Consider the following 490-nt stretch of genomic DNA (forward strand, 5'->3'; position numbering starts at 1 on the left):
TACGGGCTGAAAGAGCCCCAGTCGCCAGAGCGGAAGCGCAGCCAATGGCGCGGAACAGCGAACGGCGTGAGAACATGCTGGTGGTTGCTCCACTCGTCGAAGAACGCGCCGTCGACCACATCCCAGTCACCATCACGCATCGCCTTGACGAGCGAGGCGGACCCGAGGCCCGAAAGGCGATCCATGTAGCTCGGATCGTCCTTGGCCATCGACGGGTTGTCTTCGAGGCGCGCCGGAATGAACTGGCGCCGCATGCCGCCTTCCGAGGGCGGCATCTTGCGGATCACGAGCGGCATCGTGCCCGTGATGAAGGTCGTCTTGACCCAGAGATGCCCACTATTGCCGGGGTTCGAGCCGCACAGGATGCGCGGGAACTTGCCGACACAGTCGGCCGGCAGCGTGATGCCGACCATGCGCACGCGGTTGCGCAGGAAGCGGTACATGAACTCGGTAAAGTGCGTCAGCTAGTCGATCAGAAGGACGTGGATTT

At 63.1% G+C, this 490-nt stretch carries 1 protein-coding gene; it reads right to left on the reverse strand.

The window, feature by feature from the left end:
* Positions 1–443: hypothetical protein (locus AACY45_RS28135; protein WP_339548740.1), on the reverse strand; the 443-nt coding region annotated here is incomplete at its 3' end.
* Positions 444–490 lie beyond the last annotated feature (47 nt).

Origin of the sequence: Pseudomonas sp. RA_35y_Pfl2_P32, from assembly GCF_963970735.1 — a bacterium.
Lineage (GTDB): Bacteria > Pseudomonadota > Gammaproteobacteria > Pseudomonadales > Pseudomonadaceae > Aquipseudomonas.